At 63.0% G+C, this 19847-nt stretch carries 19 protein-coding genes; 17 read left to right on the top strand and 2 right to left on the bottom strand.

All coding sequences use genetic code 11. The features are described 5' to 3' along the window. Positions 1–61: 61 nt before the first annotated feature. The 11 genes from V2B23_RS22885 (at position 62) to holA (ending at position 11429) form a co-directional block, all read left to right on the top strand. The gene (locus tag V2B23_RS22885; RefSeq protein WP_430952422.1) at positions 62–1327 is read left to right on the top strand and encodes a glutamate-5-semialdehyde dehydrogenase; all 1266 of its coding nucleotides are present in this window, start codon (positions 62–64) and stop codon (positions 1325–1327) included. 41 nt (positions 1328–1368) lie between these two features. Then, complete coding sequence (locus V2B23_RS22890) at positions 1369–2250, top strand: AAA family ATPase (protein WP_033232924.1); 882 nt, start codon at positions 1369–1371, stop codon at positions 2248–2250. A 9-nt stretch (positions 2251–2259) separates the two neighbouring features. Beyond that, positions 2260–3717, top strand: a complete 1458-nt coding sequence (locus V2B23_RS22895) for a vWA domain-containing protein (RefSeq protein ID WP_430952423.1) — start codon at positions 2260–2262, stop codon at positions 3715–3717. A gap of 20 nt (positions 3718–3737) precedes the next feature. Next, complete coding sequence (gene nadD, locus V2B23_RS22900; RefSeq protein WP_072782446.1) at positions 3738–4439, top strand: nicotinate-nucleotide adenylyltransferase; 702 nt, start codon at positions 3738–3740, stop codon at positions 4437–4439. Positions 4440–4475: 36 nt separating this feature from the next. Beyond that, positions 4476–4922, top strand: a complete 447-nt coding sequence (gene rsfS / locus V2B23_RS22905; protein WP_033232927.1) for a ribosome silencing factor — start codon at positions 4476–4478, stop codon at positions 4920–4922. Beyond that, positions 4919–5593 carry a histidine phosphatase family protein gene (locus tag V2B23_RS22910; protein WP_430952424.1) on the top strand — a complete coding sequence of 225 codons (675 nt, stop codon included), beginning with the start codon at positions 4919–4921 and terminating at the stop codon, positions 5591–5593. Before rsfS ends, V2B23_RS22910 begins: the two co-directional genes overlap by 4 nt. Next, the gene (gene octT, locus V2B23_RS22915) at positions 5580–6347 is read left to right on the top strand and encodes a diglucosylglycerate octanoyltransferase (RefSeq protein ID WP_430952425.1); all 768 of its coding nucleotides are present in this window, start codon (positions 5580–5582) and stop codon (positions 6345–6347) included. The genes V2B23_RS22910 and octT overlap by 14 nt, the downstream gene beginning before the upstream one ends. Before the next feature lie 4 nt (positions 6348–6351). Then, complete coding sequence (locus V2B23_RS22920; protein ID WP_430952426.1) at positions 6352–7188, top strand: DegV family protein; 837 nt, start codon at positions 6352–6354, stop codon at positions 7186–7188. A gap of 85 nt (positions 7189–7273) precedes the next feature. Further along, the gene (locus V2B23_RS22925) at positions 7274–8101 is read left to right on the top strand and encodes a helix-hairpin-helix domain-containing protein (RefSeq protein WP_430952427.1); all 828 of its coding nucleotides are present in this window, start codon (positions 7274–7276) and stop codon (positions 8099–8101) included. Next, positions 8098–10458, top strand: coding sequence for a ComEC/Rec2 family competence protein (locus tag V2B23_RS22930; protein ID WP_430952428.1), 2361 nt, complete (start codon positions 8098–8100; stop codon positions 10456–10458). The genes V2B23_RS22925 and V2B23_RS22930 overlap by 4 nt, the downstream gene beginning before the upstream one ends. After that, positions 10455–11429, top strand: coding sequence for a DNA polymerase III subunit delta (holA, locus tag V2B23_RS22935; RefSeq protein WP_430952429.1), 975 nt, complete (start codon positions 10455–10457; stop codon positions 11427–11429). The genes V2B23_RS22930 and holA overlap by 4 nt, the downstream gene beginning before the upstream one ends. A 130-nt stretch (positions 11430–11559) precedes the next feature. Here holA and rpsT read toward each other — a convergent pair whose 3' ends face one another. Continuing rightward, entirely contained in the window at positions 11560–11820 is a 261-nt protein-coding gene (gene rpsT, locus V2B23_RS22940; RefSeq protein WP_033232941.1) for a 30S ribosomal protein S20, read from the bottom strand. Positions 11821–12018: 198 nt separating this feature from the next. On the opposite strand from rpsT, the gene V2B23_RS22945 reads away from it, so the two are divergent. The 4 genes from V2B23_RS22945 to V2B23_RS22960 all read left to right on the top strand — a co-directional run bounded on the left by V2B23_RS22945 (position 12019) and on the right by V2B23_RS22960 (position 16324). After that, positions 12019–13638: a circularly permuted type 2 ATP-grasp protein gene (locus tag V2B23_RS22945; protein WP_430952430.1), complete on the top strand. Its 1620-nt coding sequence runs from the start codon at positions 12019–12021 to the stop codon at positions 13636–13638. Between the two features lie 40 nt (positions 13639–13678). Beyond that, positions 13679–14650, top strand: a complete 972-nt coding sequence (locus V2B23_RS22950) for an alpha-E domain-containing protein (protein ID WP_430952431.1) — start codon at positions 13679–13681, stop codon at positions 14648–14650. A gap of 8 nt (positions 14651–14658) precedes the next feature. Continuing rightward, positions 14659–15489, top strand: coding sequence for a transglutaminase family protein (locus V2B23_RS22955; protein WP_430952432.1), 831 nt, complete (start codon positions 14659–14661; stop codon positions 15487–15489). A 61-nt stretch (positions 15490–15550) separates the two neighbouring features. Beyond that, positions 15551–16324, top strand: coding sequence for an aquaporin (locus V2B23_RS22960; RefSeq protein WP_116102866.1), 774 nt, complete (start codon positions 15551–15553; stop codon positions 16322–16324). 51 nt (positions 16325–16375) lie between these two features. On the opposite strand, the gene V2B23_RS22965 is transcribed toward V2B23_RS22960, so the two are convergent. Then, positions 16376–16894 (bottom strand): type II toxin-antitoxin system PemK/MazF family toxin, encoded by a 519-nt coding sequence (locus tag V2B23_RS22965; protein ID WP_430952433.1) that lies wholly within the window; start codon positions 16892–16894, stop codon positions 16376–16378. 118 nt (positions 16895–17012) lie between these two features. Here V2B23_RS22965 and lepA point away from each other — a divergent pair, with 118 nt between their 5' ends. Both lepA and V2B23_RS22975 read left to right on the top strand, forming a co-directional pair. Beyond that, positions 17013–18905 (top strand): translation elongation factor 4, encoded by a 1893-nt coding sequence (gene lepA / locus V2B23_RS22970; protein WP_033232951.1) that lies wholly within the window; start codon positions 17013–17015, stop codon positions 18903–18905. A gap of 6 nt (positions 18906–18911) precedes the next feature. Then, on the top strand, positions 18912–19847 hold the full coding sequence (locus tag V2B23_RS22975) for an NAD(P)H-dependent flavin oxidoreductase (protein ID WP_430952434.1): 936 nt from the start codon (positions 18912–18914) through the stop codon (positions 19845–19847).

Here is a 19847-nt window from a genome sequence, read left to right on the forward strand (position 1 = left end):
CGGCAACAGTCCGAATCATTCCCGAAAGGAACGCGTCGGAGCCAATCGCTAATGTGTATTCATGACTGCTGTAACTTCCACCGGCTCGGACACTCGCGACGTAGTGCACGAGGCTGCCCGCCGGGCGCGTAAGGCTTCGCGCGTCCTGGCGTTGCTGACAACAGCGCAGAAGGACCAAGCGCTCCACGCCGCGGCCGACGCAGTTCTTGCCGCAAGTGATCAGATCCTGGCGGCAAATGCCGTCGACATCGACACCGCGAAGGCTGCCGGTACCGAGGAATCGCTGCTCGACCGGTTGCGTCTGACAGCGGATCGGATCGAAGGCATCGCGTCGGGTCTGCGTCAGGTTGCCGGACTACCCGACCCCATCGGCGAAGTGCTCCGCGGCTCCACGCTGCCCAACGGGCTGGAATTGCGTCAGCAGCGCGTCCCGCTCGGTGTTGTCGGCATGGTGTACGAGGCCCGCCCCAACGTCACGGTCGACGCGTTCGGTCTGACCCTCAAATCGGGAAATGCTGCACTGCTTCGCGGTTCGTCGTCGGCAGTCAAATCGAACGAAGCTCTCGTGGTTGCTCTTCGCGCGTCGCTGGCTGCGCAGAAGCTCCCCGAAGACGCTGTTCAACTTCTGCCGAGCGAGGACCGGTCCACCGTGACCCACCTGATTCAGGCCCGCGGTCTCGTGGACGTCGTCATCCCGCGCGGCGGCGCCGGCCTGATCAGTGCCGTCGTTCGTGACGCCACCGTCCCCACCATCGAGACAGGCGTCGGAAACTGCCACGTCTACGTGCACTCGGCTGCCGACCTGGTGATGGCCGAGAAGATTGTGCTCAACTCCAAGACCCGTCGGCCCAGCGTGTGCAACACCGCCGAGACGATCCTGGTCGACAAAGCCATCGCCGACACCGCGGTTCCGGCTCTGCTTCAGGCGCTGCAGATGCATGACGTTGTTGTTCACGGCGATCTGCCTGGCCTCGTTCCGGCCACCGAGGACGACTGGTCGAACGAGTACCTCACGCTCGACGTCGCACTCAAGGTTGTTGCCGATCTGGACGAGGCCGTCGAGCACATCGACACGTACGGCACTGGCCACACCGAGGCCATCGTGACGTCGGACCTCTCGGCTGCCCGCGAGTTCACCGCCCGCGTCGACGCAGCAGCCGTCATGGTCAACGCATCCACTGCCTTCACCGACGGTGAGCAGTTCGGATTCGGAGCCGAGATCGGCATCTCGACGCAAAAACTGCACGCACGCGGCCCCATGGGGTTGCCGGAACTGACATCCACCAAGTGGATCGTCTGGGGCGACGGACACACCCGACCCGCCTGATCGTTCACCCGGACTTGCCCCACCCCTTTTAGGAGTTAACCGTGGACCGAGCTCTTCCCGACACAACACCGTTCTTCTCGAGCGTCGACGACGTGATCGAGCGTTTGGCCGAGACGGGTTACCTGTCCGACAAGGGCACTGCAACGGCAGTGTTCCTCGCCGACCGACTGGGCAAGCCCCTGCTCATCGAGGGACCGGCCGGTGTCGGTAAGACCGAGTTGGCGCGCGCGGTAGCCCAGACGACAGGCGCCGAGTTGGTGCGCCTGCAGTGCTACGAGGGCGTAGACGAGGCCCGCGCGCTGTACGAGTGGAACCACGCGAAGCAGATCCTGCGCATCCAGTCCGGATCGGATCACAGCTGGGATTCGACGAAGGCCGATGTGTTCTCGGAGGAATTCCTTCTCGCGCGTCCACTGCTCAAGGCCATTCGCCGTGAAGACCCGACAGTGCTGCTGATCGACGAGACCGACAAGGCCGACGTCGAGATCGAGGGACTGCTCCTAGAAGTTCTCAGCGACTTCGCGGTCACCATCCCGGAACTCGGAACCATCACCGCGACACGTAAGCCGTTCACGGTGCTGACGTCCAACGCCACCCGTGAGCTGTCCGAGGCACTCAAGCGTCGTTGCCTGTTCCTGCATCTCGATTTCCCCGATGCAGACCTCGAACGTCGCATCCTTGCCAGCCGCGTCCCCGAACTGCCAGAAGCCATTGCCGAGCAGCTGGTCAACACCATTCGTGTTCTGCGCGGCATGCAGCTCAAGAAGGTTCCCTCGGTGTCCGAGACCATCGACTGGGGACGCACACTCCTCGCGCTGGGCATGGACACACTCGACGACGACGCCGTACGCGCAACCCTCGGTGTCATCCTCAAGCACCAGTCCGATCAGGTGCGCGCCACCGCCGAACTCCGGCTGAACTGAGGTCTGGTCATGGCACTCGGAGGTACGTCACCGATCAAGCCGGGCGGACTGGCGGCGCCATACGGTCTGCCAGGTCACCTCGTCGATTTTGTCGAGGCCCTGCGCCGACGCGGCATCATGGTCGGCCCCTCCGAGACCGTCGACGCCGGCCAGGTCATGTCGGTTCTCGATCTCCTCGATCGTGAAGCTCTCCGCGAAGGGCTGGCCTGCTCGCTGCTGCGCCGGCCCACCCATCGGGCGACCTTCGACGCCGTTTTCGACCTGTGGTTCCCGCGGGCGATCGGCGATCGTGCGGTGGGCGACGTCGACGTCAGCCTGCCGCGCAAGCCTGACGGCAGCATCGATCTGGCTGCGCTGCGGGAGCTGATCGCCGAACTGCTGACCGACGGCAGCGACGAGGCCATGGAGCTGACCGAGCTTCTCACCGCTGCGATGGTCGAAGAGCTCGGGCAATACCAGTCGAGCAACGGGCCGTCGTTCTCCGCGTACCAGGCGTTGCGGGACGTCGCTCCGGAAACACTGCTCAACAAGATCCTCGAAGGACTGCTCGGGAATCAGCAGGGCGGTAGTGAGGGCAAGGACAACTCCGACTATCAATCGGAGGTTGCCAAGCGGACAGCAGCGCAACGTATCGCGGACTTCCGCAAGATGGTCGAGAAGGAAACGCGTCGACGCACCGCGGAAAATCTCGGCAAGGAACGCGTCGCCACCTACGGCGTTCCGAAATTGGCCGAGGAAGTCGACTTCCTGCGCGCATCCGACGCGGAACTCACGACGCTCAAGAAGAACGTGACTCCGCTGGCACGATTGCTTGCGAGCAGACTTGCCGTCCGTCGCAGTCGCAGCCGAGCCGGTTCCATCGACTTGCGTCGAACCTTGCGCAAATCGATGTCGACCGGCGGTGTGCCGATCGATCTGGTGCAACGCAAACCGAAACGCGCACGTCCCGAACTTGTCGTGATGTGCGACGTGTCCGGGTCAGTCGCCGGGTTCAGCCACTTCACCTTGTTGTTGGTCAACGCTCTGCGAGAGCAGTTCTCCCGCGTACGGGTGTTTGCGTTCATCGACACCACCGACGAGGTCACCCGCTACTTCGACTCCAACGCCGATCTCGGATCCGCGATGTCGCGGATGGTTCGTGAAGCGGAACTGATCACGTACGACGGTCACTCCGACTACGGCCACGCCTTCGGGGTATTCCAGGAGAAGTTCGCGCAAAGCATCACCAGCCGCACATCACTGCTGGTGCTGGGCGACGGTCGCAACAACTACCGCGACCCCAACCTGCAATCTCTCGCGCAGATGGTTGCCGTGGCCAAGCACGCACACTGGCTCAATCCGGAGCCCAAGGGACAGTGGGGGTCGGGCGACTCGGCCGCCAAGGTGTACAACGAGGTCATCAGCATGCACGAGTGCCGCTCCGCCCAGCAGTTGGCCGACGTGGTGTCCGGCCTGCTGCCGGTGTGAGACACGTAAGCTCGGCAGCTGTGCAGAAGGGACAATCGGTGGAACGTGCTCGACGCCTCGGCGTGATGGGCGGCACTTTCGACCCCATTCACCACGGTCACCTCGTCGCGGCGAGTGAGGTCGCCGACAGGTTCGGGCTCGATGAAGTGATCTTCGTCCCCACCGGCCGACCGTGGCAGAAGGAGGCTCGAGGCGTCAGCCCGGCAGAGGACAGGTACCTCATGACGGTCATCGCCACCGCCTCCAACCCGCGGTTTTCCGTTTCCCGGGTCGATGTCGACCGTGAAAAAGTGACGTACACCGTGGACACTCTCCGCGACCTGCGGGCTTATCATCCGGACGCGGAACTGTTCTTCATCACCGGTGCCGATGCGCTGGCCAGCATCCTTTCCTGGCAAGATTGGGAAGAGTTGTTCGCATTGGCAAAATTTGTCGGAGTTTCGCGACCGGGTTTCGATCTCAATACCGAACACCTGGCCGCTCACCTCGACACGATGCCCGCCGACGCGGTGACGTTGATCGAGATCCCGGCTCTTGCCATTTCGTCGACCGAATGTCGGCGTCGGGCAAGCGAAGATCGTCCCGTCTGGTACCTCGTACCGGACGGAGTGGTGCAGTACATCTCGAAGCGGAACCTGTATCGACCTGTCGACGCGGAGCGCCGTGACGGTGCGACAACCATGTCGGAACCGGCGCCTGGCAAGACGGCCGATTCGAACTAGAAGCAATACCAAGAAGACGAAACTGGAGAACATCGAGTGAGCGCAACAACCGAAGCCATCGACATGGCACGCATCGCGGCCTTGGCAGCCGACGAGAAGCTGGCCACTGAAGTGGTGGTGCTCGATGTGTCCGAGCAATTGGTCATCACGGACTGCTTTGTCATCGCATCCGCCGCTACCGAGCGTCAGGTGAACTCGATCGTCGAGAACATCGAAGATCGCCTCCGCGAGGCCGGCCACAAGCCGATCCGTCGTGAAGGCACCCGCGAGGGTCGTTGGGCGCTGCTCGACTATGCCGAGATCGTTGTTCACGTGCAGCACGACGAGGAGCGCAACTTCTACGCTCTCGATCGTCTGTGGAAGGACTGCCCGGCAGTCGAGGTCGAAGGCCTCGGCCTGAACATCCCGGGACCGGCTGACGCACACACCGTGTTCGATACCGACACGGTTGCCGAGCCGGACGCGCAGGAACCTTCACTGTGACCTCCTCGGCGCCGGGAGCGGCGTCGAATCCAGTGCGGCGGCTGATACTGCTGCGCCACGGGCAGACCGTGTACAACGCCGATTCTCGGATGCAGGGGCAACTCGACACCGACTTGTCTGAGTTGGGGCGAACGCAAGCGAAGAGTGCTGGTCCGGTGATCGCCGACCGTGCGCCGCTGACCATCGTGTCCTCGGACCTCAAACGCGCGTACTTCACAGCAGTCGCTGTCGGTGATGCGGCCGGTCTTCCGGTCCTCACCGACACGCGTCTGCGTGAGACTCACCTCGGCGACTGGCAGGGATTGACCCACAGCGACGTCGACGAGCAGACACCTGGGCTACGGGCGTCGTGGCGAGCGGATGCCACGTTGGCCCCGCCTGGCGGTGAAAGCCGCATCGACGTTGCGAAGCGCAGCGTGCCGGTGGTGACCGAACTTCTGGGCGCACTTCCCGACTGGGCTGAGCGGCCGGTTGTCCTGGTGGCGCACGGCGGTCTGATCGCGGCGTTGACTGCCGCGCTGCTCGACTTGCCGATCGACCGCTGGGCGATTCTGGGTGGTCTCGGAAATACGAGTTGGGTTCAGCTCAGCGGACACGGAGATCCGGCTTCCATCGAATGGCGACTCGACGTATGGAATGCTTCTGCGAGTGTCGCAAATGACGTCCTCTGAGAGTGCCGACGGGCAGCGCCCCGTCCTTCTGGTTATCGCCGATTCGCTGTCGTATTTCGGCCCCAAAGGCGGACTGGCTGCAGACCATCCCCGGATCTGGCCCAACCTCGTTGCCGAGGAGTTGGGGTGGGACGTCGAGCTTGTCGCTCGCATCGGCTGGACGTGTCGCGATGCGTGGTGGGCGCTGACCCAGGACCCACGCGTGTGGGCTGCAGTTCCGCGGGCCGGCGCTGTCGTGTTTGCCGTCGGCGGTATGGATTCTCTGCCGTCACCGTTGCCCACCGCGTTGCGTGAGACCATCCGCTACGTGCGGCCTCCGGCACTGCGACGCGTGGTCCGCGAGGGATACCAGTGGCTTCAACCGCGCCTGGCACCACTCGGCCGCCCGGTGGCGCTGCCGCCGAAGCTGAGCGTCGAATACCTCGAGAGCTCACGAAACGCGTTGGAATACATGCGTCCCGAACTGCCGATGATCGCGACGTTGCCGTCCGTGCATCGCAGTGACGCGTACGCGAGTGTCCATGCCGGCCGTCCGGCCGCAGTATCTGCGATCACCGAATGGGCAACGGCCAAAGACGTACCCGTCGTGGATCTTGCCGACGCGGTACGTGAAAACGTGTTCTCCGACAATGGCAACCCGGACGGAATTCACTGGGGTTGGGACGGACACATCGGTGTCGCCCGAGCCATGACTACCGCGATCCGCGCCGCCGAAGCTCGGCGTGCGCCCACGTCGGCGAGTGAGGTCGGGTAGCGAAGTGTCAGTTGTCGTCGTCACGGATTCGTCTGCCTGCGTCCCACACGAATCATCCGAAGCGTGTGGGCTCCAGATCGTTCCGTTGCACATCCTGCGTGACGGCACTGATTTCCTCGAAGGTGTCGACGCCATTCCCGAGGACCTGTCCGGGCTCTCGACGGCGGGAGCCTCACCGGCAGAGCTGACCGAGGCGTACGGGCGCGCACTGGACCTGAGCCAGGGCGACGGTGTTGTCGCAGTACATATCTCGCGGCAACTCTCGAGCACCTGGGACGCCGGCAGGCAGGCGGCCGAAGAATTCGGCGGCAAGGTACGCATCGTCGATTCAGCGTCCACCGGTATGGGTTTGGGGTTCCCGGCCTTGGAAGCGGCGCGATTCGCAGCATCCGGATCGCCGCTCGACCTCGTGTACGACCGCGCTGTCGACGTCGCCGAACGCGGGCGCGCCTTCATCTTCGTGGACAAGCTCGACCAACTGCGTCGCGGTGGCCGGATCAGTACCGCGGCAGCGTTGTTGGGCACCGCCCTGGCGATGAAGCCGCTGCTGCACCTGGTGGACGGCAAGTTGGTCTTGAAGGAAAAGACTCGCACCAGCACCAAAGCGCTCGCGAGATTGGTTGATGCTGCCGTGGAACGGGCGGGACGAAGCCGCGTGGCTATCGCCGTCCATCACATGAAAGCTCGGGAACGAGCCGAGGGCATCGCCACACAACTGTCGGAGCGAATCCCGAATATCGCCGAAACCGTGGTCACCGATTTCAGTGCGGTCCTGGGCGTGCACGTAGGGGTGGGCGCGATCGGTGTTGTGGTGTGCCCACTTCCGGAAGACGCACCCTGACCGGTCGGTTATCCACAGACCGCCAGTTATCCCCAACTCGATTTCTCCTCTTCGCAGATCAGTGGCCGCTCGCTAGCGTCGCCTCATGCGGATCAATCAAGAGCGGGAGAGGGTGCGTGATCGACTTTCCGCGCTGAGCGGCGACGTCGCCCGTCCGGCAGTGCCCGAGTGGCTTCTGGATATCGACGACGAGGAAGCATATGGGGCTGAGCAGGACACTCGGTTTGCCGCGGTGCCTGAACGCTGGCGCGGTATGCGATGGAGTCCGCACCGGCGCGGAGCAATCGCGTTGGTGATCATTGCGATGGGCGCCGCAGGACTCGGTGTTTTTGCACTGTGGTGGGATTCGCCGACAATCCAGGCGGTGCCGGCTCTGCCTGCAGCTGTGGGGATTCCGGTCGCGACATCGAGTTCGGTCCCACCCACCGTGCTCGCCGATGACTCTGCTCCGGCGTCTGTGGTTGTCAGTGTTGTCGGGCTGGTGCACAACCCCGGATTGGTGACACTGCCCGACACTTCACGGGTCGCTGATGCACTGAGTGCGGCCGGTGGGGTGCTCGACAACGCTGACACTCTGAGCTTGAACTTGGCGCAGAAACTGTCCGACGGAGATCAAGTAGTTGTTGGCGCGGTGGGTGCATTGCCGGATCAGCAGATCAGTTCGACCACAGGGGGTGGGGGATCGGCTACGTCGAGTGCGAGTGGGGCGAGTGCAAATGGGGCGCCGATCAATCTGAATACTGCGACGGAAGCCGAACTCGACGCGCTTCCCGGAGTAGGGCCTGTCACCGCGAGCGCGATCCTCGCGTGGCGTACGTCCAACGGAAAGTTCACGGACATAGAACAATTGGGTGAGGTGGACGGGATAGGCCCGGCGCGGCTCGACAAGCTGCGAGCTCTGGTCACAGTGTGAACGGGGAGGCAGAGCAGCGGGTTCTCGACGCGAGGCTGGTGCCCGCGGCGTTGGCGGTGTGGGGAGCAACTGCTGCGGGCATCGTGTTCGGGTCGGGACTTGCCTGGTACGTCGCGGCGGCTTCTGGCATTGCCTGCGCCGCCCTGGCAGTGCGGGTGTGGCGGTGGGGATCTACGGGCTGGATTCCGGTCCTGTTGGTGGCCTGCGTATTCGGCGGTGCATTCAGCGCTGTGACTGCGTGGCGGATGGCAGATGTCGAAGCACATCCGCTGACGCGCGCGGCGTCGTCCGGTGGATGGGTGACCGCGCAGGTCAGTCCCATCGAGGATCCGCGGGCGACGGCGTCGTCAATCGGTCCCGGTCAGGTGTATTTCCGGGCATCGGTCCGATCGGTGACCGTGAGTAATCAGCACTACGTCGCAGGCGGCGCCGTGACGGTACGTGCGCCGAGCGGACTGTGGCCGGAAACGCTTCCCGGACAGATTCTTACGATTCGGGGAAAGGTGAGCGTGCCGTCGCGCTCGGATCTGACGTTGGCGGTGATCACAACCGAAGGCGGGCCGCTCGAGATCGGCGACGCGCCCTGGTATCAGCGGTGGGCCGGCGTCGTACGATCTCGATTTGCGGAGGTGTGTGCTCAGGCGCTGGCTCCCGATGCGGCGGGGTTGCTACCCGGTTTGGTCGTGGGGGACACCTCTGCCTTGTCTCCGGTGGTCAAGGACAACTTCACGGCGGCCGGTCTTTCCCATCTCACCGCCGTGTCCGGCGCAAACATCAGCATTCTCCTGGGCGCAGTGTTACTACTGGTGCGGGCTGCGGCACTTGATCCCCGGATCGGGGCCGCGCTTGCGGCAGTGACGATCCTGGCGTTCGTGATTGTGGCGCGGCCGTCCCCGAGTGTGCTTCGCGCCGCGGTGATGGGCACGATCGGATTGTTGAGTTTGGTGACGGGACGACGCAAACAGGCTCTGCCCGCGTTGGGTGCCGCCGTCATCGTGCTGGTGATCGTCATGCCGGAACTCGCCGTGGATTGGGGATTTGTCTTGTCGACCACGGCAACCGGGGCCTTGGTGATCATTGCGCCCGTGTGGGCCGACGCACTTCGGCTGCGCGGGTGGCCGCGGTGGCTGGCAGAGATGACGGCAGTGTCCGGCGCCGCGTTTGCTGTCACCGCGCCGGTGGTGGCTGCGATGGCAGGCACGCTCAGTGTCGTGTCGATAGCCGCAAACCTGTTGGTGGCACCGGTGATCGGAGTTCTCACGGTATTGGGGGCTCTGATGGCGCTGCTTGCCTTGGTCAGTGCGCCGGCGGCCGTGCTTGTGGCAGTGGCTGTGCGGCCGCCGATGTGGTGGTTGCTCTCCGTCGCGGACCGGGCTGCCTCGGTGCCCGGGGCAAACCTCACCGTTCCGTCAGGATTGTTCGGGGCATGTGTAGTCCTGGGGCTGGTGCTTGTCTCGATAGTCGTGCTGTGGAATCGCATCTCACGGTGGCTACTCGGCGCAGTGGTGACGGGACTGGTGCTGGCACTGGCGTTTGTCCATGTCGTCTCAGGTGGGCGGCTGGCGCCGGGATGGGACATGGTGATGTGCGACGTGGGGCAGGGCGACGGTCTGGTGTTGGCGACGGGGGATGGCCGGGTAGTCGTGATCGACGTCGGCCCTGATCCGACGTCGATGGACCGTTGCCTGAACATGTTGGAGGTGGACGATATTGCGCTCGTCCTGATCAGTCACTTTCACGCCGATCACATCGCCGGGCTCGACGCCGTGCTTGCCGGTCGTTCGGTGTCGGCTGTGGGCGTCGGCCCGATGTTGTTGCCGGAATCAGGTTTTCGTGATGTGGATGCGGCTGCACGAGCCCACGGAATTCCATTGGTCGGTCTGCGCGCGGGGTCGACGTTTGTTCTCGGGACGGTGCAGTTCGACGTCCTCGGTCCGGTGTTGCCGGTACCGCGTGATGTCGCGGACGCGGACGCATCGGCCAACGATCAGTCCCTGGTGCTGATGGCACACACGAGTGCGGGCCGCATTCTGTTGACAGGCGACTCGGAGACCGCTGGCGAAGCGTCGATCATGCGTAGCGGAATCGACGTGCGGGCAGATGTCCTGAAGCTGCCGCATCATGGCTCACGAACTACATCGAAAGCATTTCTCGAGGCGGTTCGCCCCCGACTGACCTTGGTGAGCGCTGGGGCCGGCAACACCTTCGGTCATCCGCATCCGCAGGTGATGAGCGAGCTGGAATCGCTGGGCGGCGTCGTGGCACGTACCGATCAAGGCGGCACACTCGCGGTGTACGGAAGTGGCGACGGGTCTCTGTCCGTGGTGTCGGTACCTCGTGGGACGATCTTCGGGTGAGTACTCCGGCTGGCCTCGACCCGTTGCACCTCGTTCTCGGAGACGACGAATTTCTGATCGAACGGGCAGTGTCGACGTTGATCAAGGCCGTTCGTGGTGATCGTGGGCAGGGGATCTCGGATCTGCCCATCACCCGGATGCGTGCCGGCGATGCCAATGCGCCAGAACTTGCCGAACTGCTCAGTCCGTCGCTGTTCGCGGAAGATCGTGTGATCGTTCTGGAAGCGGCGGCGGAGGCCGGTAAAGACGCCGTTGCACTGGTACTCGAGGCAGCCCGCGAACCGTCCGAAGGTGTGGTGCTGATCGTTCTGCACTCCGGTGGTGGACGCGCAAAAGCCCTGGCGCCCGCGCTGGAGAAGTTGGGCGCCGTCGTTCATCAGTGCGCCAAACTCAACAAATCTCAGTTGACTGACTTCGTTCGGGCCGAGTTTTCGTCCGCAAACGTCAAGGTTTCGCCCGCTGTCATCGGGGCAATGATCGAAAGTGTCGGCTCCAATCTGCGTGAGTTGGCTTCGGCGTGTTCCCAGTTGGCTGCCGATACCGGCGGGAAGATCGACGTCGACGCCGTCCATCAGTACTACTCCGGCAGGGCCGAGGTGTCGGGGTTCGACGTTGCAGACAAGGTAATCGTCGGCGATACCCGGGGCGCGCTCGAAGCGCTTCGCTGGGCTGACCAGATCGGAACCCCCCACGTTCTTCTGGCCGACGCCCTCGCCGACGCGGTGCATACCGTCGCGAAGGTCGGCCCGTACGCCAGGGGCGGTGATCCGTTCCGATTGGCGTCGGAGCTAGGGATGCCGCCGTGGAAGGTCAAGAAGGCTATCAAGGAAGTGAAGGGCTGGGACCCGGCATCGATCGGCGCGGCGATGCAGATTGTTGCCGCGCTCAACGCCGATGTGAAAGGTGCAGCCGTCGACTCGTCCTACGCGCTGGAATCAGCGGTGCGTAAGGTCTGTGCGCTGCGCAAGTAAAACGCGCAGCACGACGTGTGGGCAGCTCAGTAACAAACATTATGTGAACGAACAATAGCCGCTCTGGTCGAGTAGACCGGAGCGGCTATTGAAACACCACTGATGACGGCGAACCGTCAACGAGGATGTGTCAGATCTTGTTTGCAGCCTGCGCGAGTGCAGACTTCTTGTTTGCAGCCTGGTTGGCGTGGATAACGCCCTTGCTGGCTGCCTTGTCGAGCTTGCGGCTGGTGGCGACGAGGAGCTCGTTGGCCTTGTCCTTGTCACCGGCTGCCGCAGCCTCGCGGAATGAACGAATCGCGGTACGCAGCGAGGACTTCACCGACTGGTTACGGAGTCGGGCCGCCTCGTTGGTACGGATTCGCTTCACCTGGGACTTGATGTTGGCCACGCGTAAAATCCTTGTCGTCTTTAGCTGGTTACGGTCGAGAAAGCTGTGGGCACACTGATGCACCGACTGGCAAGATTACCAGTCCAGGGTCGAATATCCCAAACCGCCGCACGATGCGCCTGATTGAGAAGGTTACACGGGGTTTGCGGAGATGTTTCCGCACTGCTCAAATCGCGGTCCTGTAGCAGCATGTTTGCTATGACGCCGACGACAGACAATGTGGTGAATACAGGCTCGGCCACGACGCGGGCGCGTCCCTCCGGAGTGTTCGACGGATATGCGGACATCGGTCGCTACGAGTTGGCTTTCGACGAGATGTTCGACGCCGACGGATCAGTGCGCGAGTCCTATCAAGGTGTGCACGCCGCGCTGGCGCCGACGAGCAGTAGAGACCTCGGGGCCCGCGCTGACGCTCTCGGTCGCGCCTTCATCGATCAGGGGGTGACGTTCTCGCTCTCGGGGCAGGAAAGTCCCTTCCCGTTGGACGTGGTTCCGCGCGTTATCGCGGCGCAAGAGTGGGCGCACCTCGAAAAGGGCATCAAACAGCGGGTCAAAGCGCTGGAGTTGTTCCTGGCCGACATCTACGGCGAACAGCGGATTCTGCGTGATCACGTGCTTCCCCGGCGGCTGGTCACCTCGTGTGAGCACTTCCACCGGGAGGCTACTGGCATCGTGCCGCCCAACGGCGTGCGTATTCACGTGTCCGGTATCGACCTGGTCCGGGACGAGGTCGGCGACTTCCGGGTGCTCGAGGACAATCTGCGATCACCGTCCGGTGTGTCCTATGTGATGGAGAACCGTCGGACCATGACGCGGGTGTTCCCGGACCTGTTCATGTCGCACAGGGTGCGGGCTGTCGGCGACTATGCAACTCATTTGCTGCGTGCACTCCGAGCCGGAGCGGCCACGAACGAAGCTGACCCCACTGTGGTTGTTCTCACACCGGGTGTCGCGAATTCGGCGTACTTCGAACACTCGCTGCTCGCGCGACAGATGGGTGTCGAGTTGGTGGAGGGCCGCGATCTCTTCTGCCGCGACAACGTCGTCTACATGCGCACGACGGAAGGTGAACGTCAGGTCGACGTGATCTACCGACGGATAGATGACGAGTACCTCGACCCGATGCACTTCCGCCCGGACTCGATTCTCGGTGTGGCCGGCGTGCTCAACGCGGCCCGAGCCGGCAACGTCGTGATTTCGAGTGCGGTGGGGAACGGCGTCGGAGACGACAAACTGGTCTACACCTATGTGCCGCAGATCATCGATTACTACCTCGGTGAGAAACCACTGCTGCAGAACGTCGACACGTTCAGATGCTGGCTCGACGACGAGTGTGAGGAAGTGCTCGACCGCGTCGCTGAACTGGTGATCAAACCCGTCGAAGGATCCGGTGGGTACGGCATTGTGTTCGGACCGGACGCGAGCCCAGCGGAACTGGCCGAAATTACCCGAAAGATCAGAGCCGACCCGCGCGGCTGGATCGCTCAACCGGTTGTCCAGTTGTCGACAGTGCCCACGAAGATCGGTGACGTGTTGTCGCCGCGTCACGTCGATCTGCGTCCTTTTGCGGTCAACGACGGTGACGATATCTGGGTGCTGCCCGGCGGGTTGACGCGCGTCGCGCTCCCTGAAGGTTCGCTCGTGGTCAACTCCAGCCAGGGTGGCGGGAGTAAGGACACATGGGTCTTGGCTGCCGCGGCATCGACAGACGCCGGCGAACTTGCCGGTGAGGAACTGGTCGGTGAGCCGCCGGAATCCGCAGAACCTGACAAGGGACCGGAACTGACTCTCTCGCAACTGAATCAACAACAACAGTGATCACGCCGAAGCGATCAACAGAACGGAGTGTGATGTAAGGATGCTTGCCAGAAATGCTGAATCTCTCTACTGGATCGGCCGTTACGTGGAACGGGCCGACGACACCGCGCGCATCCTCGACGTGACCGTCCACCAACTGCTCGACGACACGACCCTCGATCCGGATCGGACGTCGCGGTTGTTGCTACGCGTCCTCGGAATCGAAGCGCCGGAAGAGGAACTGGATGTGCGTTCGCTGACGGATCTTGTTGCGTTCAGTCGCAACCAGGTCGGATCGATCGTCGACTCACTGTCGAGCGCGCGGGAAAACGCTCGTGGCGCACGTGAAGTGACGTCCAGCGAGATGTGGGAGTGCCTGAACACGACGTACAACGGATTGGGGGAGCGCGAGCGAGCGTCGCGCTACCTCGGGCCACACGAGTTCTTCCGCTACGTCGAGGAACGCGCGGCAATGTTTGCGGGACTGGCGGATTCGACGCTCAGCCGTGACGACGGTTATCGGTTCCTGCTGCTGGGCCGGTCTATCGAGCGAGTCGACATGATCGTGCGCATGCTCCTGGCCCGTGCGGGGGACAAGCCGACGTCGCCTGCCTGGGTGTCGGTGCTGCGCTCGGCCGGCGCACACGACACGTACCTGCGTACCTACCGTGGTGCTCTCGACGCGAACCGGGTCGTGGAGTTCATCCTCCTCGATCGGCTGTTTCCGCGGTCGGTGTTCCACTCGATCCGGCAAGCGGAGAAGTGCCTCGAGGAACTCGACCCTCAGCAGGCCAGCCGGGTCGGGATCCGCGCCGAGGCCACCCGATTGCTCGGTAGGGCACGAAGTGAGCTCGAGTTCCTCCCGCAAGGAGTGTTGCTCGAGGATTTGCAGTTGCGACTGTTGGGTTGGCAGGAGACGTGTCGGGAACTGGGTGAGGCTATTTCGTTGCAGTACTTCCATGCCGCGCCCTGGGTTGCGTGGACTGACGCGAGTGCTGTGTACGCCGAGGCGACTGTGGAGGGGGAACTGTGAGTTGGCGAATGAGGGTTGTGCACACCACCGGATACGCCTACGAAGCTCCGGTGACGTCGTCGTACAACGAGGTGCGACTGACTCCACGGGGTGACAGCCGGCAAACGGTCATCCTGAACCGTGTCGAGACTCAACCGGCTTCACGTGCCTACCGGTACACCGACTATTGGGGTACCGCGGTGACGGCTTTCGATCTTCATGCGCCACATAAGGAACTGGAAGTTACCGGTCTTTCCGTTGTCGAGACGGAACCGTTTGTCGCGCCGGAAGAAAAAGTCGGCTGGGACGAGTTGGCCGGTGATCCGATCAAGGATCGGTTCAACGAACAATTGAGTTTCACGGATTATGTGCCGCGAGACGAGAAGTTCACGGCAATTGCCGAAGAATTGCGACAGGGTTTATCGCCGGAGGAAGCGGTAGTGGCCGTATCGAAATGGGTGTACGACGAAATGTCGTATGTGCCCGGGACTACCGGCGTCCACACGTCGGCGGTCGAAGCCTGGGCCGCCCGCGAAGGTGTGTGTCAGGATTATGCGCATTTGACACTCGACATACTGCGCACCATGGGAATTCCGTGTCGATATGTTTCCGGATATCTGCATCCGATGCGCGATGCCGCTATCGGTGACACGGTGGTGGGGGAATCACATGCCTGGATCGAGGCGTGGACGGGTTCCTGGTGGGGATACGACCCGACAAACGCGATAGCTGTGAATGAACAGCATGTCGCGGTCGGGATAGGGCGAGACTATTCGGATGTGCCGCCGCTGAAAGGAATCTTTTCCGGCGGCCGATCGACAGATCTCGAAGTTGTTGTGGAGATCACTCGCCTTGCGTAAAGTCCGGCAAATCTAGACGCGTGAGCATTACTGCCGTTTCATTGACGAAGAAGGTGGGAATATGTCTCCAACTGCACAGGAATTGACCGAGGTCGAACCGATTTCGGACGTGAAAAAGTATGTGGCTGAAGCGGTGGGGACTTTTGTACTCGTGTTCTCCGCTGTCGGCACCGCCGTATTTGCCGGCGCGAAAGTCGGAAACCTCGGAGTTGCTCTGGCTTTCGGTTTGACCTTGCTGTTTCTGGTGTATGCCATCGGCCCGATTTCGGGGTGTCACGTCAATCCGGCGGTGACCGTCGGCCAATTTGCCATCGGGCGAATTTCGGCAGTGAATGCAGGCATTTACATCGTCGCTCAGGTAATTGGTGGTCTGCTCGCCGGTGTTGTCATCTACACCGTCGCCAACAGCCTTCCTGCCTATAACCGAGTGGCAGACGGCCTGGGCGCCAACGGATGGGGAGCGCACAGCCCGTCGGCCGAGAAGAATCTCCTGGGAATGGTGGTGTCAGACGGCTACGGCATCGGCGCCACGATGATCATCGAGATTCTGTTGACCGCGCTTCTGGTGTTTGTCGTTCTGGCGTCCACCGACCAGATCTCCGACGTTCCGCTGGCCGGTGTGTCCATCGGCTTCACCCTCGCCGTGATCCACTTGATCTCGATCCCGATCGACAACACGTCCGTGAACCCCGCCCGTAGCCTTGCCGTCGCCCCGTATCAGGTCGGTGCCATGGGTCAAGTGTGGTTGTTCATCGTGTTCCCGATCATCGGCGGCGCACTCGGCGCACTGATCTACCGCGCGTTGTTCGGCCGATTCAATCGCTTGAACAGCTGAGCCGCCTCGACAGCCGAGCGATTCTGTAGTGCTTCGTCCTTCGGGTCGGTTTCAGCTCCAGCTGAAGTCGGCCCGAAGTTTTGTGGCGACCAGCTCGAACTTCTTGCGGTCCATGACGGCTCCTTCGCGGCGAATGCCGGCTTCCGGGACGTCGAGGACACGATCCAACCTGATCCAACTTGGGCGGCCTTCGCTGTCCCACGGGCCGGATCCGATGGCGACCCAGTCTCGCTCGCCGTTGCGCTTGCTCTGCGACGACAGCATCAAGCCCAGGAGTGTGTTCCCGTCTCGGCCGACAACCAGAACGGGGCGGTCCTTGCCCTGCGTCGGATCCTCTTCGTAGGCGACCCAGGTCCAGACGATCTCGCCGGGATCGGCTTTGCCGTCGAGGTCGGGGGAGTATTCGACCTTGCGGGCGCGATGCGCGGTGGGGACGGTGCGCGCCGCGACGGGTCGACCGGACGTGCCCGTCGACGCGTTCGACGACTGCAGTTGGCGTAGCAGTGTCGGGCCCTTGTCCAGAGCGAAGTTGCCGAGTGTTCTACCGAGCTGCTTCCACATGCTTGCCATGGCGACCGAGCATAATCGCATGCTGCGCGGGAACCCGGAGTGCTCTGCGCGGGAACACCGGAGCGCTCTGCGCGGGAACCCCTGGCGCGGCGGCGGTGAGACTTGGATATCCTAAGGGTTGACAGTGGCCCGGATCCGGGCCGGTGCCGGTCCGATTAAGGGGTCTCCCATCAGCAGCTTCGCCGACAAGACGTTCACGGATCCTGCGCAGATCCGGAACTTCTGCATTATTGCGCACATCGACCACGGTAAGTCGACGCTGGCAGACCGCATGCTGCAGCTCACCGGCGTGGTCGAAGAGCGGGCGATGCGCGCGCAGTATCTGGACCGCATGGACATCGAGCGCGAACGTGGCATCACCATCAAGGCCCAGAACGTTCGTCTGCCCTGGACTGTCAACGGCGAAGAGTTTGTCCTCCACCTCATCGACACCCCCGGACACGTCGACTTCACGTACGAGGTTTCCCGTGCGCTCGAAGCGTGTGAAGGTGCGATCCTGCTGGTCGACGCGGCTCAGGGCATCGAAGCTCAGACGCTGGCCAACCTGTACCTGGCGATGGAGAAGGATCTCAAGATCATTCCCGTCCTCAACAAGATCGATCTCCCGGCCGCCGATCCCGACCGTTATGCCGAGGAAATCGCGCACATCACCGGCTGTGAGCCCGGCGATGTCCTGCGCGTCTCGGGCAAGACCGGCATGGGCGTCAAGGAATTGCTCGACGAAGTAATCGTGCAGATCCCCGCACCCGTCGGTGATGCCGACGGTCCGGCTCGCGCCATGATCTTCGACTCGGTCTACGACGCGTACCGCGGCGTGGTCACGTATGTGCGTGTTGTCGACGGCCGGATCCGTCCGCGCGAGAAGATCACGATGATGTCCACCGGCACGACGCACGAACTGCTCGAGGTCGGCATCATCTCGCCCGAGCCGAAGGCCAGTATCGGCCTGGGCGTCGGCGAGGTGGGCTACCTCATCACGGGTGTGAAGGACGTTCGTCAGTCGCGAGTCGGTGACACCGTCACCACAACGCGCAACGGCGCCACTCAACCGCTCGTCGGTTACCGCGATCCCAAGCCGATGGTCTACTCGGGTCTGTACCCGATGGACGGCTCGGATTACCCCGTGCTGCGCGACGCGTTGGACAAGCTCCGCCTCAACGACGCGGCCCTGGCCTACGAGCCCGAGACGTCGGTTGCTCTCGGATTCGGTTTCCGCTGCGGCTTCCTCGGACTGCTGCACATGGAAATCACCCGTGACCGGCTCGAGCGCGAGTTCGGTCTGGAACTGATTTCGACCGCGCCCAACGTCGTGTACCGCGTCGTGATGGAAGACGGGTCCGAGGTCATCGTCACCAACCCGTCGTACTGGCCCGAAGGCAAGGTTCGTGAAGTGTACGAGCCGGTCGCCAAGTGCACCGTCATCGCGCCGAGCGAGTACGTCGGCGCCATCATGGAGCTGTGCCAATCGCGTCGCGGCGAGCTCGGCGGCATGGATTACCTGTCGGAGACCCGCGTCGAACTGCGCTACGAATTGCCCATGGGCGAGATCATGTTCGACTTCTTCGACGCGCTCAAGTCCCGCACCAAGGGCTACGCCAGCCTCGACTACGAAGAGGCCGGCGAGCAGCAGGCAGACCTGGTGAAGGTCGACATCTTGCTGCAGGGCGAGGCCGTCGACGCGTTCTCCTCGATCGTTCACCGTTCCAACGCCGGTGCCTACGGTGGCCGCATGACGTCGAAGCTGCGTGAGCTCATCCCACGCCAGCAGTTCGAGGTTCCGATTCAGGCCGCGATCGGCGCAAAGATCATCTCGCGCGAGAACATTCGCGCTATCCGCAAGGACGTTCTTGCCAAGTGCTACGGCGGCGACATCAGCCGTAAGCGCAAGCTGCTCGAGAAGCAGAAGGAAGGCAAGAAGCGGATGAAGACCATCGGCCGCGTCGAGGTTCCGCAGGAAGCATTCGTGGCAGCACTGACATCGGAATCGGTCGGCGAGAAGCCCAAGAAGTAGGAGCGCATGATCACCACCTGGTTGTCCCGAGAATTCGGAATCGAGATCCCCGTACTCGGGGCACCCATGGGTGGGCGGGCCGGTGGTGCTCTCGCCGGCGCGGTTTCCGCTGCCGGTGGACTGGGTCTGCTGGGGGCGGCCAGGTACAACACGCCCGAGTGGATCGAGGCCGAAGCCGAGGTGGCTCGGTCGATCGGCGGGAAATTCGGTGTCGGTCTCATGACGTGGTCACTGCCCGAGAACGACTTGATACTCGACACCGCGATCGCGGTCAAGCCGACCATGATCACCTTGTCGTTCGGTGATCCCGCCGCCTATGTCGGACGCATCCACGATGCCGGGATTCCTGTTGTGTCACAGATCAATACGCTCGAAGACCTCCGTATCGTGGAGGCCGCAGGAGTGGACGCCGTCATCGCGCAGGGCGGTGAGGCCGGCGGGCACACCGGCCGCATCGGAACTCTGCCGCTGCTGCAGGAAATTCTCGAAGCAACCTCACTGCCGGTGCTCGCTGCGGGCGGGATCGGGACCGGCCGCGGTTTGGCTGCGGTTCTTGCTGCTGGTGCGCAGGGCGTGATGATCGGGACAGCGCTACTCGCCAGCCCCGAAACCGTCGGCCCGGATTACGCGCGTGATCGCGTCGTCGACGCCGGAAGTGCGGATACGGTGTACACCTCTGTGTTCGATCGGGCGCGCAGTCAGCCGTGGCCGCAGCGGTGGGGTGGCCGCGCCATCGCCAACGACTTCACGGCAGCCTGGGACGGCGTCGATGCCGATGAGGAAACTCTCGCAAAGGCGTACGACCCGTCCGACCCGAACAACGGCGTCGTGTACGCCGGTGAAGCTGTGGGACTCGTGCACGGTGTTCATCCCGCCGGCGACGTGGTTCGGCGGATCGGTGCGGATGCGGAGCGCCACCTATCTGCTGTGCGCCTTTCTTAA

The organism is Rhodococcus sp. 24CO (genome assembly GCF_050586165.1).
Classification (GTDB): domain Bacteria; phylum Actinomycetota; class Actinomycetes; order Mycobacteriales; family Mycobacteriaceae; genus Rhodococcus_F.

What these genes read in the sequence shown, in the direction of transcription:
- V2B23_RS22885 (WP_430952422.1), top strand. Translation starts at nt 62, where the DNA reads ATGACTGCTGTAACTTCCACCGGCTCGGACACTCGCGACGTAGTGCAC.
- V2B23_RS22895 (WP_430952423.1), top strand. Translation starts at nt 2,260, where the DNA reads ATGGCACTCGGAGGTACGTCACCGATCAAGCCGGGCGGACTGGCGGCG.
- octT (WP_430952425.1), top strand. Translation starts at nt 5,580, where the DNA reads ATGACGTCCTCTGAGAGTGCCGACGGGCAGCGCCCCGTCCTTCTGGTT.
- V2B23_RS22925 (WP_430952427.1), top strand. Translation starts at nt 7,274, where the DNA reads ATGCGGATCAATCAAGAGCGGGAGAGGGTGCGTGATCGACTTTCCGCG.
- V2B23_RS22945 (WP_430952430.1), top strand. Translation starts at nt 12,019, where the DNA reads ATGACGCCGACGACAGACAATGTGGTGAATACAGGCTCGGCCACGACG.
- V2B23_RS22950 (WP_430952431.1), top strand. Translation starts at nt 13,679, where the DNA reads ATGCTTGCCAGAAATGCTGAATCTCTCTACTGGATCGGCCGTTACGTG.
- V2B23_RS22955 (WP_430952432.1), top strand. Translation starts at nt 14,659, where the DNA reads ATGAGGGTTGTGCACACCACCGGATACGCCTACGAAGCTCCGGTGACG.
- V2B23_RS22960 (WP_116102866.1), top strand. Translation starts at nt 15,551, where the DNA reads ATGTCTCCAACTGCACAGGAATTGACCGAGGTCGAACCGATTTCGGAC.
- V2B23_RS22965 (WP_430952433.1), bottom strand. Translation starts at nt 16,894, where the DNA reads ATGGCAAGCATGTGGAAGCAGCTCGGTAGAACACTCGGCAACTTCGCT.
- V2B23_RS22975 (WP_430952434.1), top strand. Translation starts at nt 18,912, where the DNA reads ATGATCACCACCTGGTTGTCCCGAGAATTCGGAATCGAGATCCCCGTA.